The sequence below is a fragment of the Roseateles sp. 22389 genome (assembly GCF_052044995.1).
Classification (GTDB): Bacteria; Pseudomonadota; Gammaproteobacteria; order Burkholderiales; family Burkholderiaceae_C; genus Roseateles.
In genome coordinates, this window is record NZ_JBQEOF010000011.1 from 76,824 (window position 1) to 90,352 (window position 13,529).

Here is a 13,529-nt window from a genome sequence, read left to right on the forward strand (position 1 = left end):
GCGCCACCACTCCCGACATCGCCCCCGTCATCGGCGTGGTCATGGGCTCCAGCAGTGACTGGGAGACCATGAAACACGCCGCCGACATTCTCACCGAGTTCGGCGTGCCGTTCGAGGCGCGGGTGGTTTCGGCCCATCGCATGCCCGACGAGATGTTCCGCTACGCCGAGCAGGCCGAGGCCCGCGGCCTGAAGGCCATCATCGCGGGCGCCGGCGGCGCCGCCCACCTGCCGGGCATGCTGGCGGCCAAGACGCTGGTGCCGGTGCTGGGCGTGCCGGTGGCGAGCCGCCACCTGCAGGGCGTGGACTCGCTGCACTCGATCGTGCAGATGCCCAAGGGCATCCCGGTGGCGACCTTCGCGATCGGCACCGCGGGCGCGGGCAACGCGGCCCTGTTCGCCGTGGCCGTGCTGGCCCGGGACAATCCCGCGCTGCGCGACCGGCTCGACGCGTTCCGCCAGCGACAGACCGCCGCCGCGACCGCGATGACCGAGGAGCTGCGCTGATGCCGCTGCTGCCGGGCGCCGCCACGCTGGGCGTGCTGGGAGGCGGCCAACTGGGCCGCATGTTCGTCCATGCCGCGCAGGCGCTGGGCTACCGCTGCGTCGTGCTGGACCCGGATGCGGCCAGCCCCGCCGGCGCGGTCGCGCAGGACCATCTGAAGGCGGACTACCTGGACGCCGCCGCGCTCGAGGAACTGGCCCGCCGCTGCGACGCGATCACCACGGAATTCGAGAACGTCCCGGCCCGCGCGCTGGAGCAGCTGGCGCGCACCCGCGTGGTCGCGCCGGGCGCTTCGGCGGTGGCCATCTGCCAGGACCGGGCGCGCGAGAAGGCCCACTTCGACGCCAGCGGCGTCGCCTGCGCGCCCTATGCGGTGCTGCGCGCGCCGGCCGACCTGGCCGCCGTGCCGGACGCGCTGCTGCCGGGCATCCTGAAGACCGCCCGCCTGGGCTACGACGGCAAGGGCCAGCGCCGCGTGGCCGACCGCGCGCAACTGGCCGCCGCCTTCGACGAACTCGGCCGCGTCGACTGCGTGCTCGAGCAGATGCTGCCGCTGGCACTGGAGCTGAGCGTGCTGGTCGTGCGCGGCGCGGGCGGCGAGGTCGTCACCTATCCGGTCCAGCAGAACCTGCACCGCGACGGCATCCTGGCGGTGACCGAGGTGCCGGCGCCGGACGTCGATGCCGCGCTGCAGGCGCAGGCACGCCGTTCCGCCGCGGCGATCGCGACCGGCATGGGTTACGTCGGCGTGCTGTGCGTCGAGTTCTTCGTCTTGAAGGACGGTCGCCTGGTGGTCAACGAGATGGCGCCGCGGCCGCACAACTCCGGCCATTACACGATGAACGCCTGCGACCTGTCGCAGTTCGAGATGCAGGTCCGCGCGATGGCCGGCCTGCCGCTGCGCGAGCCGCGCCTGCATTCGCCGGTGGTCATGCTGAACCTGCTGGGCGACCTGTGGTTCGACGCCGCCGGCCGCGAACGCGCGCCCGACTGGGCCGGCGTGCTGGCGCTGCCCGGCGCCGAGCTGCACCTGTACGGCAAGGCGCAGGCGCGCCCGGGCCGCAAGATGGGCCACCTGAACGTGATCGGCGCCACCGCCGGGGAAGCGCGCGAGCACGCGCGCCGCGCCTGCGCGCTCCTCGGCCTGCCGGACACGTGGTGACGGAGGCGGGCGTGACGGTGCTCGACGGTCAGTCGCCCGAGGCGGTGCGCGAGACGGCGCGGGTGCTCGCCGCCGGCGAGCTGGCCGGCGTGCCGACCGAGACCGTCTACGGCCTGGCCGCGCGCGCCGACCGCGACGACGCGGTGGCGAAGATCTTCGCGGCCAAGGGCCGTCCCAGCGACCATCCGCTGATCGTCCATGTGCTCGACGAGCAGGGCGCGCGCGTGTTCGCGCAGGACCTGCCCCCGGTCGCGCACCGGCTGATCGAGGCCTTCTGGCCCGGTCCGCTGACGCTGATCGTGCGGCGCGTGCCCGGCATCGCCGCGGCGGCGGCCGGCGGGCAGGAGTCGGTCGGGCTGCGCTGCCCGTCGCATCCGGTCTTCCGCGCGCTGATGGCGCAGTGCCGCGCGCTGGGCGTCGAAGGCCTGGCCGCGCCCAGCGCCAACCGCTTCGGCCGCGTCAGCCCCACCACCGCCGCGCATGTCGCCGGTGAATTCGAGCCGGGCCTGACCGTGCTCGACGGCGGACCCTGCGAGGTCGGCATCGAATCGACCATCGTCGACGTCAGCCGCGGCGGCCTGGTGCTGCTGCGGCCCGGCGTACTGACGCCGGCGCAGCTGGAGGCCGCGGCCGGCATGGCTTTACACGCGCCCGACGCCCAGGCGCCACGGGCCTCGGGCACACTCGCGGCGCACTATGCGCCGCACGCGACGGTGCGGCTGATGTCGACCGACGCGCTGCGCGACGCCCTGGCGGGCGGGTGCCCGGCGGGGCTGGCGGTATATTCCCGCACGTCCTTCGCAGGGACGGGCGTGGCGCCAGCGCTGCAGCGGGCGATGCCCGCGCAGGCGCGGGCCGCGGCGCGGCAGCTGTTCGCCGTCCTGCGCGAGCTGGACGCGGCCGGCGCGACCGAGATCTGGATCGAGGCGCCTCCGCAGGAGGCTGCCTGGGATGGGGTGCGGGACCGCTTGTCCCGCGCGGCGGCGGCCTTTTCGCCCCGCTGAGTTTTCGAGATTTGGAGAGTTCATGAAGAGTCTGAAGCGCCACCTGGCCGTGCTGCTGGGTGCGACCGCGATGCTGGCGGCCTGCGGCGGCGGCGGCCAGCAGATCGACCCCTTCCGTCCGACGCGGATCATTGCCTTCGGTGACGAGGCCAGCGCGCTGCGCAGCGATGGCAGCAAGTACTCCATCAACGGCACCGACACGACCACCGGCGCGGTCACCTGCGGCCTGAATCCGGTCTGGACCCAGTCGCTGGCCACCTTCTTCGGCCTGGTGTTCGGCGAGTGCAACGCCGACAAGCTCGCCACGCCGACCGGCCGCATGTATGCCGCGGCCGGCGCCAAGGTCGCCGACGTCGCCGCGCAGATCGATCGCCAGTTCGCGCTCGACGGCTTCAACAACAAGGACCTGGTGACCGTGCTGGCGGGCGCCAACGACGTGCTGGAGCTCTACGCGCAGTACCCGGCGCAGGACGCCGGCACGCTGGGCAACGCGGCGCAGGCGCGCGGCGAGCAACTGGCCGCGCAGGTCAACCGCATCGTCGACGCCGACGGCCGCATCATCCTGTCGACCACGCAGGACATGGGCCTGTCGCCGTTCGCGCTCAAGGAAAAGGCCGCCAACGCCGACACCGACCGCGCCGCGCTGCTGACCGAGCTCTCGCGCCGCTTCAACGCCGGCCTGCGCCTGAAGATCCGCAACGACGGCCACTACATCGGCCTCATCCTGACCGACGAGCTGATGGGCACGATGAGCCGGTTCCCGTCGATCTACGGCGCGTCCAACTCGACCGACGCCGCCTGCCTGGCGACCTCGCTGCCGCCGGTGTGCACCGACAAGACGCTGGTCGCCAACGCCACGGCCACGTCCCACATGTGGGCGAGCGATCGGCTGATCGGGCCGCTGATGCATTCGCAGATGGGCTCGCAGGCCGCCACGCGCGCGTCGAACAACCCGTTCTGACGCCGTGCCGCGCCGGCGGGATGCCGGCGCCTTCCATTCTTCACGCCACGTTCACCCGGCCCTGACGCGCGATTCGCGCGCGGCGCCGGGTGACCCTCGGCCAGGGCGCCGATGGCGACCGGCTCCGACGCCGGCCATCCGCCCCGACGCGTCGTACCGCGCTGCGCACGCCCCCTTCGACAGGCGCCTCAAGACCTGGCCCCACGCCAGCGCCGCGCGCTGTCCGCATCGCGTCGACCTTGGCAATTCCGATGCCTGTTGCCCTGCGTGAACAGGCGGCCGCGCTTTCGCACAGCCATGACACAAGTGTTGCGGCCGCGCCGCGCCCAGGGGCAGGTTGTGCGTCCCGCAGCGCCGTGACGCTGGCATGCTGGCCCCTGTCAGGGTTTTCCTTTTGCGTTCGCCTCGTATCGAGCGCTTACAGTGATCCCTGAGAAAAACGAACGACCGTTCGATTTAATGCCGACCGCGATCGCCGGGACGGTGTGAACGACGGAGACAACCCCTGGAGAAGTCCGAATGAACAGCCAATTCAAACTGGCCAGCCTGACCCTGGCCGCCGCGGCCATGCTGAGCGCCTGCGGTGGCGGCAGCTCCGCTGCGAGCGACGATCCCCCGCCCGCGCGCGGCGCGGTGCAACTGGGCGTCGTTGCCTCGACGACCCCGGTGACCAAGGCGCAGATCGACGCGGGTACCGCGGCCAAGGGCATCGGCGCGCTGGCCGGCGCGGCGCAGTGCGACGTCGAGATCCGCTACGTCTACTACTCGACGCGTGATCCGCAGGGCGTGATCGCGATGGCCTCGACCGCGGTGTTCGTGCCGACCGGCACCGGCGCCGCCTGCTCGGGCAACCGCCCGGTGGTGCTGTATGCCCACGGCACGACGACCGACCAGACCTTCAACATGGCCCAGGTCGACAAGAACGCCGAAGGCTCGCTGGTGATGGCCTTCTACGCCGCCCAGGGCTTCATCGTCGTCGCGCCGAACTACCTCGGCTACGACCGCTCCGGCCTGCAGTACACGACCTACCTGAACGCCGAGCAGTCGGCGATCGAGATGGTCGACGGCCTGCGTGCCGCCAAGACCTACCTGAACGCCGACAGCGCGGTGAAGCCGTCGGCCAAGCTGCTGATCGCGGGCTACTCGCAGGGCGGCCACGTGGCGATGGCCACGCAGAAGGCGATCGAGCGCGACTACGCGTCCGAGTTCACCGTCACCGCCGCGGCGCCGATGTCCGGCCCGTACAACCTGGTGAAGTTCGGCGACGTGATCACCACCACCGGCCCGATCAACGCCGGCGCGACGCTGTTCCTGCCGCTGATGCTGACCAGCTACCAGAAGGCCTACGGCAACATCTACGCGTCGCCGTCCGACGTGTACCAGTCGCCGTATGACAAGACCGCGGAGACGCTGTTCCCGACGAAGTCGACCCTCACGCAGCTGATCCAGGACGGCAAGCTGCCGAACGACCCGACCTTCACCAAGCTGTTCGGCACCGGCGGCCTGCTGACGGACTCGTTCCGCGCCGGCTACGCGACCTCCAACTACCGCAAGGCGCTGCAGACCAACACGCTGCTGGGCTGGACGCCGAAGGCGCCGGTGGCGCTGTGCGGTGGCGCCAACGACCCGACGGTGTTCTTCTTCAACACCACCGACGCGCAAGCCGACTTCGCCTCGCGCGGCAAGGCCTTCCCGGCCTCCAACCTGGAGAGCGCGGCCTCGATGCAGTGGGCCGGCGCCACGACGGCGGCCACGATCGCCGGCGGCTTCGCGCAAGCCAAGGCGGCGACCTCCGCGGCCAACGGCGGCGGTGCGGCCGGCGCGGCCGCGGTCCAGGGCGCCTACCACGGCACGCTGGTCCCGCCGTTCTGCAATGCGCTGGCACGCGGCTTCTTCCAATCGGTCCTGGCTGCCCAGCCGTAATCCCCGGCGACCAGAACGGAGACACCATCCATGAACAAGAAAATCACCCTGATCCTGGCCGCCTCGCTGATGGCGCTGGCGGGCGCCGCGAGCGCCGAGACGGCCGTGGGCACCCACACGGTCTACCTGGGCCTGGCCCACATCGACGTGAACAGCAAGGCCGCTCCGCTGGAAGGCGGCACCAAGCAGTTCCCCGCTCCGGGCGCGCAGATCCGTGTCGGTGACGCGACCACCACCGGCTTCGGCTACACCTACCGCTTCGCGCCGAGCTGGAGCGGCGAGATCGCGCTGGGCATCCCGCCCTCGCACAAGATCTACGGCAACGGCGTCATCAAGAACGCCGGCCAGATCGCGGTCGTGCGCCAGATGCCGCCGACGGTGTTCATCAACTACCACCTGGGCGAGTACTTCACCAAGGTGGAGCCCTTCGTCGGCGTGGGCGTGAACTACACCTACTTCGAGAAGAAGCGCAGCACCCCGACCGGCGACGCGATCAGCGGCGGCCCGACCCGGATCACGCTGGAGAACTCCTGGGGCGCCGCGGCGCACGTGGGTTTCACCGTGCACTACACCAAGCAGTGGTCGCTGACCGCGACCGCGGCTTACGCGGACGTGCGCAGCCAGATGCGCTCGTACACGACGACGAACAACGGCACGGAAGAGCTTCACACGAAGATCAACTTCCGCCCGATGGTCTACACGATGTCGCTGGGCTACTCGTTCTGACGGCCGGCCGCTCGACCGCGTGCACCCACGCGGTCGGGGGCTTGCCCCGCCCCGGGCGGTCCGGGGCCGATACACTTGCCGCATGAGCGTGTTGCTGGCCCTGGATAGCTCGACCGAACACATGGCTCTGGCCCTCGTGGGCCAGGGCCATGCTGCTTTTGTGGACGCCGATGGCGGGGCCCTGGCCTCCCAGCGGATGGTCCCCGAGGCGATGGCGCTGCTCCAGCAGGCCGGCGTCGCGCTGACCCAGGTCGACGCGATCGGCTTCGGCCGCGGCCCCGGCGCCTTCACCGGGCTGCGCACCGCCTGCTCGGTGGCGCAGGGCCTGGCCTTCGGCGCCGGCAAGCCGGTGCTGGCCCTGGACAGCCTGATGCTGGTGGCCGAGGACGCGCGCCAGCAGCTTGCCGCCCGCCCGCAGGGTGGCGACGCGGCCCCGCTCGAGGTGTGGGTCGCGATGGACGCCCGCATGAACCAGATCTACCTCGGACGTTATCGCTGGGAGGGCGCGCGCTGGTCGGCGCGGCTCGAGCCGGCGCTGGTCGACCTCGAACCGCTGCGCGCGCTCTGGCGCGAGACGCCGCCGGCGATCGTCGCCGGCACCGCGCTGCAGGCCTTCGAGCTCGACACCGGCGCGGCGCTGCGCGTGCCGGGGACCGTCTCGCGGGCCCGCGCGCTGGGCGCGCTGGCGCAACAGGCCTTCGAGGCCGGCTTGGCCGAGGACGCCGACCACGCGCTGCCGCTCTACGTGCGCGACAAGGTCGCGCTGACGACCGCCGAGCGCGAGGCCGCCAAGGCCGAGGCGCAGGGACCGGTGCCACGATGAGCGCCCAGCCCAAGGACCTGGCCTGGCCGCCGTCGCTGCAATCGCTGCAGCCGCTGCGCGCGGTCGACCTGGACGAGGTGATGGCCATCGAGGCCGTCGCCTACAGCCACCCGTGGACGCGGGGCAACTTCATCGATTCGATGGCCGCGGGCTATGCCGGCTTCGTCATGCGCGACGAGCAGGCGCGGCTGTGCGGTTATTTCCTCGCGATGCAGGTGATCGACGAGATGCACCTGCTCAACATCACCGTGCCGCCGGAACGCCAGGGCCAGGGCCTGGCGCGCCGCATGCTCGACGCGCTGGGGCTGCTGGCGCGGGCGCGCGGCTGCCACCAGGTCTGGCTGGAGGTGCGCGAGAGCAACGTCCGCGCGCGCCGGCTGTACGAACGCTACGGCTTCGTGCAGAGCGGCCTGCGCCGCGGCTACTACCCGAGCGCCGACGGCCGCGAAGACGCGCTGCTGATGACGCTGCGCCTGACGGAGCACCCCGCATGAGCTGGACCGATCGTCAACGCGCGATGCTGGAGGCGATGGGCCTCAAGCTGTGGACGCCGCCAGCGGCGGCCGAGGCAGGCTCGCCGGCCAATGTGGCGGCTGATGCGACAGCGGCTCCTGCTGCGGCCGCGCCGCCGCGCGCCGTCCCGGCCAGCGCACCCGTCGCCGGTCCGGCGACGCGCGTGCCGCCGATGGACGCCGAGATCGCGGTCGCGGAACCGCCGCCGCGTCGCGCGTCCGAGCCGTCGCCCCGCACCGCGCCGGTGGCCGCTCCCGTGCTGGCCGCGGCCGCTGCCGACGCGGCGCTGGCGCAGGCCCGCGGACTGGCCCGCGAGACGATCGCCCGGCTCGACTGGCCCGGCCTGCGCGACGAGGTCGCGCAATGCCGCGCCTGCGCGCTGTGCGAGTCCCGCAAGCACACCGTCTTCGGCGTCGGCAACGAGCGCGCGCACTGGATGGTGGTCGGCGAGGCGCCCGGCGAGAAGGAGGACCTGCAAGGTGAGCCCTTCGTCGGCGCGGCCGGCCAGCTGCTGGACAGCATGCTGCGCGCGATCGGCCTGGGGCGCGCCGAGGGCCCGCCGCAGCGGCAGGTCTACATCGCCAACACGCTGAAGTGCCGCCCGCCGCGCAACCGCAATCCGGATCCCGCGGAGCTGGCGCAATGCGAGCCCTTCCTGCAGCGGCAGATCGAGCTGATCCAGCCGCGCATCATCCTGGCGATGGGGCGCTTCGCGGTGCAGCAGCTGCTGCGCAGCCAGGAGCCGATCGGCCGCCTGCGCGGCCGCGTCCATCGCTACCAGGGCGTGCCGCTGATCGTCACCTACCACCCGGCCTACCTGCTGCGCAACCTGCCCGACAAGGCGCGCGCCTGGGAAGACCTCTGCCTGGCGCTGAAGACGCTGGACGAATCCCCGGCTCGTCCGGAGGCCGGCGGCGGGAGCGCCTGAATGGTCGCGCCGGTGCCGCCCGTGCCGCCGGCAGGCCCGGCTTCCTCCGCCGAGGACCAGGCGGCGCAGTTCCGGCTGCTCGCCGACAACGTGCCGGTGCTGATCGCGGTCTTCGACGCCGCCACGCGCACCTGCCGTTTCGCCAACCGCCAGTACGCGCGCAGCTTCGGGCTGGACGAGGGCAGCGTGCTGGGCCGCACCTTCGCGCAGATCATCGGCGAGGACGCGGCGCAGGAGATCGAACCCCATGTGCGCCGGGTGCTCGACGAGCGCGTCAGCGTCAGCTACGAACGGCGCCTGGAGCGCCGCGACGGCCGGCCGCGCTGGATCGAGGTCAACCTGATCCCCTACCTGCCGCCCGGCGCGGAAGCGGTGCAGTCGACCTTCGTGCTGATCTCCGACATCACCCGCTTCCGCGAGGCCGAACTGGCGGTGCGCGAATCCGAGGACCGGCTGGCCAAGTTCATGGAAGCGTCGATGGAGGGCATCGTCTTCCACCGCGACGGCATCATGACCGACGTGAATCCGCCGCTGTGCGAGCTGGTGGGTTACTCGCTCGACGAACTGGTCGGGCGGCCGGCGCTGTCGATGATCGCCGGCGACCAGATCGACACGGTGCGCGCGGTCATGGCGGCCGGCCAGGAGACCCGCTACCCGACCGCGATCCTGCATCGCAGCGGCGCGCGCATCGACGTCGAATTCATCGTCCGCACGCTGTGGCGCAACGGCGAGCGGCTGCGCATGACGATCGTGCGCGACCTGCGTCCCCACCTCGAGGCGCTGGCGCGCATCCAGCACCTGGCGCAGCACGACCCGCTGACCGGCCTGCTGAACCGCTCGACCTTCATGGAGCGGCTGCGCGAGCGCCTGTCGCAGGGCTCGGCGCGGCGGGCGGCGCTGCTGTTCATCGACCTGGACAACTTCAAGCGGGTCAACGACTCGCTCGGCCACCTGGAGGGCGACCGCGTGCTGCGCACCGTGTCCGAGCGCCTGCGCGGCGGGCTGCGCGGCAGCGACCTGGTGGCACGCTTCGGCGGCGACGAGTTCGTCGTGCTGCTGGAGGACGTGCACCAGCGCAAGGACGTGCAGACGGTGCTGAACGCCTTGCTCAGCGTCGTCGAGGTGCCGGTGCAGGCGGACGGCCGCGACCTGTCGGTGACGCCGTCGATCGGCGTGGCGATGTACCCGGAGCACGGCGAGTCGCCCGAGGACCTGCTGCAGCATGCCGACACCGCGATGTACCTGGCCAAGACCGCCGGCCGCGCGACCTACCGCTTCTTCGAGCCGGCGATGGCCGAGAACGCCTATGCCGACCTGGTGCTGGAGAGCGAGCTCGCCCAGGCGCTGACGGCCGACGAGTTCGTGCTCTTCTACCAACCGCAGGTCGACGCGCGCAGCGGAGAACTGGTGGGCGCCGAGGCGCTGCTGCGCTGGCGGCATCCGCAACGCGGGCTGCTGACGCCGGACGCCTTCATCGTCGTGGCCGAGCGGCATCGGCTGATGCTGCCGCTGGGCGAGTGGGTCATGTACGAGGCCGCCCGGCAGGCGCGTGCCTGGCACGAGCGCGGCGTCGCGCCGGTGCCCATCGCCGTCAACCTGTCCAGCATGCAGTTCCGGCTGGCCAGCTTCTCCAAGTCGGTCGCCCATGTGCTGAAGACGGCCGGCGTGCCGGGCGAGTGGCTGGAGCTCGAGCTGACCGAGCGCATGCTGACCGACGAGATCGACCGCCTGCCCGAGCTGCTGCAGACGCTGCGTTCGCAGGGGCTGGCGATCTCGATCGACGACTTCGGCACCGGCTACACCGCGCTCAACCAGCTGACGCGGCTGCCGCTGGACAAGCTGAAGATCGACCAGAGCTTCGTCGCCGTGCTGCCGGACGACGCCGGCGCGGCGGCGATCACCCGCGCGGTGGTGCAGATGGCCAAGGGCCTGGGCCTGCGCATCGGCGCCGAGGGCGTGCGCAACGCGCGGCAATGGCATCTGCTGGCCGAATGGGGCTGCGACGAGCTGCAGGGCGAGGTCATCGCCACCGCGATGCCAGCCGACGAATTCGAAGCATGGCTGGCCCAGCGCGGCGAGCCCCGGCTTCCCAGGATCGACACATGACTTCCAAGACTCCCGACTCCGCCGGCCTGAATGGCGCGGCGTCCGCGGCGCATGGCGCGCCGGCTTCCCCGGCATCCCACGCGACCGATCCGGCCATGACCGCCTTGCTGCGCGACGAGATCGCCGCCGCCGGCGGCTGGCTGCCCTTCGACCGCTACATGAGCCTGGCGCTGTACGCGCCGGGGCTGGGCTACTACGCCAACGCGCGCCGCAAGTTCGGCACGATGCCGCAGCAGGGCTCGGACTTCGTGACGGCGCCGGAGCTGTCGCCGCTGTTCGGTCGCGCGCTGGCGCGGCAGGTCGCGCAGGCGCTGGCGGTCAGCGGCACCGACACGGTGATCGAGTTCGGCGCCGGCAGCGGCGCGCTGGCCGAGCAGCTGCTGGAGGCGCTGGACGCCCTGGGGCAGCCGCTGACGAAGTACTTCATCGTCGACCTGTCCGGCAGCCTGCGCGAGCGCCAGGCCGAGCGGCTGGCGCGCTTCGCGCCGCGGGTCGAATGGCTGGACCGCTGGCCCGACGAGATCCACGGCGTGATGGTGGCCAACGAGCTGCTGGACGCGATCCCGGTCGACCTGGTGCGCTGGGACGGCCGACAGTGGCTGCGGCGCGGCGTGGGCCTGGACGGGCAGGGCGGGCTGGTGTTCGTCGACCGTGCCGGCGACGCGCGTCCGCCGCTACCGCCCGAGGAGGATGCCGGCTTCCTGCCGGACACGGTGACCGAGATCCACCCGCAGGCCGAGGCCTTCGTGCGCACGCTGGCGGAGCGCCTCAAGCGCGGTGCGGCGTTCTTCATCGACTACGGTTTCCCGGAGTCGGAGTACTACCACCCGCAGCGCACCGGCGGCACGCTGATGTGCCACCACCTGCACCGGGCCGATCCCGATCCGCTGGCGCTGCCGGGGCAGAAGGACATCACCGCGCATGTGAACTTCACCGGCATCGCGCTGGCGGGCCAGGACGCGGGGCTGACGGTGCTGGGCTACACGAGCCAGGCCAACTTCCTGATCAACTGCGGCCTGGTCGACCTGATGGGCCAGGCCACGCTGGCGCAGCGCGGCATGGCCCACCGGCTGATCGCCGAGCACGAGATGGGCGAGCTGTTCAAGGTGATCGGCTTCGCGCCGGGCGAGGGCTTCGACGCGCTGGGGTTCAGCGCGGGCGATCGGTCTCACACGCTCTGAGCGCGGCCAGCCGCGCCGCGTGGATCGCCTGCCCGATCGCCGGCCCTTGCTTGCCGGCCGCCAGCGCCGCCGCTGAAATCGCCGACTGGTCGACCGACTGCACCGCCTTCAGGTCGTGCAGCAGCGCGGTCCGCTGCGGGTAGGCGCGGTCCTGCAGGCCGGCACGGCCGCGCGCGTCGCACTCGCAGGCCAGCAGCAGCTGCGCGAAGCGCTCCGGCCGGCGCATCGCATCGCAACGCTCGATCAGGCGCAGGCGCGCCTCGGCGCTGAAGTCCAGGCTCTGGTGGACATGCGTGTGCTCGCGCGCCACCAGCTCGGCCAGTTCCTTGCAGTCCGACGGCACGCGCCAGCGCTGCGAGAGCGCGGCCGCCAGGGCCACGCCTCGCGCCTCGTGCTTCAAGTGGCGGGGCCACTCGGCCTCGGGCGTCGTGCCCTTGCCCAGGTCGTGGCAGAGCGAGGCGTAACGCACCGGCAGCGGCGCGTCGATGCGCGCGCATTCCGCCAGCACCAGCAGCAGGTGGGCGCCGGTGTCGATCTCCGGGTGATGCGCCTCGGGCTGCGGGACGCCGAACAGCCGCGCCAGCTCCGGCGCGATGCGCGCCAGCGCGCCGCAATCGCGCAGGATCTCGATCATCCGCGCCGGATGCCGCTCCATCAGCCCCCGGGAGAGTTCCTGCCAGACGCGTTCGGCGACCAGCGCATCGGCCTCGCCGGCGTCCACCATGCGGCGCATCAGCGCCATGGTTTCCGGCGCGACCGAGAAGTCCCCGAAGCGCGCCGCGAAGCGGGCCAGGCGCAGGATCCGCACCGGATCCTCGGCGAAGGCCGGCGACACGTGGCGCAGGATGCGCGCCGCCAGATCCCGCTGGCCGCCATAGGGGTCGATGAGCGAACCGTCCTCGGCCAGGGCCATCGCGTTGATGGTCAGGTCCCGGCGCGCCAGGTCCTGTTCGAGGGTGACGTCGGGGTCGGTGTGGAACTGGAAACCGTGGTATCCGGATCCGGTCTTGCGCTCGGTCCGGGCCAGTGCCACCTCTTCATGGGTCACGGGGTGCAGGAACACCGGGAAATCCTTGCCGACGGGCTGAAATCCCTTGTCGATCAAGGACTTGGGCGTGGCTCCGACCACCACCCAATCACGGTCCTGGACCGGCAGGCCCAGCAGGGCGTCCCGAACGGCCCCCCCGACGAGATACATCTGATCACTCATGTTGCGGCGCAGCATCCCCAAGCTATGGGGTGCTCATTTAGGCTGTGTCTCCGTATATTCACCAATGCCACCTGCACACCAGTGTCTGTTCAAACAGACCAGCTACCGAGAGAGACAGTTGTAGCCAGGCAGGTCGGGCAAGCAGTCGGGAGTTTATGAATGAAGTCTGTTCTCCTCCTCTTGCTGGGCGGAATTGGTCTGGCCGCTCAAGCGCAGGAATCCCCGGTCACGGACGCGAAGGCCGTCCATGTGGCCGCCGAGACGAGTTTCGTCTCGCAAAGCCAGTCGGCACCGGCCCAGCTGCCGGATGTCAATGAACAGGACGGCGCGGACCAGGTGCTGCCGTCGTTCGTGTCCGAGTCCCAGAACCAGGCCATGATGCTCGGCGGCTTGCTGGCCGCCGGCTTCCTGGTCCGCCGCCGCCGCGATCACTGACCCCGGCGGTCCACCTCGCCGCTTCCCGCCGCCTGCCCGCACAGGTGACCGGA

Annotated in this window: 13 protein-coding genes; 12 read left to right on the forward strand and 1 reads right to left on the reverse strand. The window is 71.6% G+C overall.

All coding sequences use genetic code 11. From position 1 onward, the window contains the following. Positions 1 to 17: 17 nt before the first annotated feature. The 11 genes from purE (at position 18) to ACTJKJ_RS16390 (ending at position 11,831) form a co-directional block, all read left to right on the forward strand. The gene (purE, locus tag ACTJKJ_RS16340) at positions 18 to 506 is read left to right on the forward strand and encodes a 5-(carboxyamino)imidazole ribonucleotide mutase (RefSeq protein ID WP_091731619.1); all 489 of its coding nucleotides are present in this window, start codon (positions 18 to 20) and stop codon (positions 504 to 506) included. Continuing rightward, entirely contained in the window at positions 506 to 1,666 is a 1,161-nt protein-coding gene (locus ACTJKJ_RS16345; protein WP_440821063.1) for a 5-(carboxyamino)imidazole ribonucleotide synthase, read from the forward strand. Before purE ends, ACTJKJ_RS16345 begins: the two co-directional genes overlap by 1 nt. A gap of 11 nt (positions 1,667 to 1,677) precedes the next feature. Further along, complete coding sequence (locus tag ACTJKJ_RS16350; protein WP_440821064.1) at positions 1,678 to 2,670, forward strand: L-threonylcarbamoyladenylate synthase; 993 nt, start codon at positions 1,678 to 1,680, stop codon at positions 2,668 to 2,670. Between the two features lie 22 nt (positions 2,671 to 2,692). Then, positions 2,693 to 3,631, forward strand: a complete 939-nt coding sequence (locus tag ACTJKJ_RS16355; protein WP_440821066.1) for an SGNH/GDSL hydrolase family protein — start codon at positions 2,693 to 2,695, stop codon at positions 3,629 to 3,631. 519 nt (positions 3,632 to 4,150) lie between these two features. Further along, complete coding sequence (locus ACTJKJ_RS16360) at positions 4,151 to 5,554, forward strand: alpha/beta hydrolase (RefSeq protein ID WP_440821067.1); 1,404 nt, start codon at positions 4,151 to 4,153, stop codon at positions 5,552 to 5,554. A 30-nt stretch (positions 5,555 to 5,584) separates the two neighbouring features. Then, positions 5,585 to 6,280 (forward strand): OmpW/AlkL family protein, encoded by a 696-nt coding sequence (locus tag ACTJKJ_RS16365; protein WP_440821069.1) that lies wholly within the window; start codon positions 5,585 to 5,587, stop codon positions 6,278 to 6,280. A gap of 82 nt (positions 6,281 to 6,362) precedes the next feature. Continuing rightward, positions 6,363 to 7,103: a tRNA (adenosine(37)-N6)-threonylcarbamoyltransferase complex dimerization subunit type 1 TsaB gene (gene tsaB / locus ACTJKJ_RS16370; RefSeq protein ID WP_440821070.1), complete on the forward strand. Its 741-nt coding sequence runs from the start codon at positions 6,363 to 6,365 to the stop codon at positions 7,101 to 7,103. Then, positions 7,100 to 7,597 (forward strand): ribosomal protein S18-alanine N-acetyltransferase, encoded by a 498-nt coding sequence (gene rimI, locus ACTJKJ_RS16375; protein WP_091727842.1) that lies wholly within the window; start codon positions 7,100 to 7,102, stop codon positions 7,595 to 7,597. Before tsaB ends, rimI begins: the two co-directional genes overlap by 4 nt. Beyond that, positions 7,594 to 8,544, forward strand: a complete 951-nt coding sequence (locus tag ACTJKJ_RS16380; RefSeq protein WP_440821071.1) for a uracil-DNA glycosylase — start codon at positions 7,594 to 7,596, stop codon at positions 8,542 to 8,544. The genes rimI and ACTJKJ_RS16380 overlap by 4 nt, the downstream gene beginning before the upstream one ends. After that, positions 8,545 to 10,650 carry a putative bifunctional diguanylate cyclase/phosphodiesterase gene (locus ACTJKJ_RS16385; RefSeq protein ID WP_440821073.1) on the forward strand — a complete coding sequence of 702 codons (2,106 nt, stop codon included), beginning with the start codon at positions 8,545 to 8,547 and terminating at the stop codon, positions 10,648 to 10,650. A gap of 95 nt (positions 10,651 to 10,745) precedes the next feature. Beyond that, positions 10,746 to 11,831: a class I SAM-dependent methyltransferase gene (locus ACTJKJ_RS16390; RefSeq protein ID WP_440821149.1), complete on the forward strand. Its 1,086-nt coding sequence runs from the start codon at positions 10,746 to 10,748 to the stop codon at positions 11,829 to 11,831. On the opposite strand, the gene ACTJKJ_RS16395 is transcribed toward ACTJKJ_RS16390, so the two are convergent. Next, entirely contained in the window at positions 11,800 to 13,029 is a 1,230-nt protein-coding gene (locus ACTJKJ_RS16395; protein ID WP_440821074.1) for a multifunctional CCA addition/repair protein, read from the reverse strand. The two genes, ACTJKJ_RS16390 and ACTJKJ_RS16395, sit on opposite strands and share 32 nt — an antisense overlap. A 171-nt stretch (positions 13,030 to 13,200) precedes the next feature. Between ACTJKJ_RS16395 and ACTJKJ_RS16400 the strand changes: the two genes are divergently transcribed. Beyond that, a complete protein-coding gene (locus tag ACTJKJ_RS16400; RefSeq protein WP_147239771.1) occupies positions 13,201 to 13,476 on the forward strand; it encodes a hypothetical protein in 276 nt (91 codons plus the stop codon). Positions 13,477 to 13,529 lie beyond the last annotated feature (53 nt).